The organism is Pseudoalteromonas sp. S558 (genome assembly GCF_005886635.1).
GTDB classification, from domain to species: domain Bacteria; phylum Pseudomonadota; class Gammaproteobacteria; order Enterobacterales; family Alteromonadaceae; genus Pseudoalteromonas; species Pseudoalteromonas aliena.
In genome coordinates, this window is record NZ_PNDU01000255.1 from 1 (window position 1) to 923 (window position 923).

Genomic DNA, 923 nt, shown 5'->3' on the forward strand with positions numbered 1-923 from the left:
AGTTATCTTGCCAATGTACTAAATCTTTTGGGTAGTATTCATGATCGATAAAACTGCTATCGTCAATATCATATAGCTTAACGACTAAAGCGGCTTCCCAACACCAATAGCCTATATATGCATCAGTATCCATCAAATGGTAATCAGGGCTTCCTTCTAGTTTATACCAAGCATCTAAATAAGCCTTTACTAAGGTAGGACGTTGTTCTGGTTCACTTTCTATAACTTTATAGAGCTTGCTAAACCGCTTTTTAAAAAGCAACTCTTTGGATACTTCGCGTTCAATATCCCCAATTTCAACTGCTATACTATCAAATAATGAATCAAGACCTTGATTAGCAATTAAAGCCAACATATTCAGATAATACTCTTTTCCCATATCTAGGCAGTAAGCAAAACTTAGCCATTTCAAAAAGTCTTCTAAATAATCTTCACGTATTTCTTCCCAACCTACACGCTCAGCCTGCTCACTATCTGGTAAGGCATCGGCATAGTTTTTTTGCCATTGGCGGTATTCTAGTGTTTTTAGAAGATCTGGTTTTAAAGATGATAAATCATCACCACGTGAATATTTTTGGTGTAATAAATACATAGAGTCACTGACTAGCCGAAAAGCATTTCTCATTTTTACGTCATCAGTGAATTTTCCATCTGATTCAATTTTACCTACCTTTTTTTTAATAGCTTTTGACCTGAATTCAATTCTATCGTTATAGTAATCTTTTGTTTTTAAATGCTCTCTTAACATTTTAACTCTCTTGTAATGTAATTTATTTTCTTATGATTTTCGCATCTTTATCCAACTTATTAACCACTAAGCTGTTATTTTTTTTATTTCGTACGGTAATCCTCCCTAAAAATAATAGATGCCAAATGTAGAATTTTCTCTTATTGTAAACACAGGAGAAAATTATGAAAAAAGC

General features: G+C 32.9%; 1 protein-coding gene. It reads right to left on the minus strand.

The features are described 5' to 3' along the window. The coding region (locus tag CWB66_RS16095) for a PoNe immunity protein domain-containing protein (RefSeq protein WP_138586142.1) at positions 1–748 on the minus strand (748 nt) is incomplete at its 3' end. Positions 749–923 lie beyond the last annotated feature (175 nt).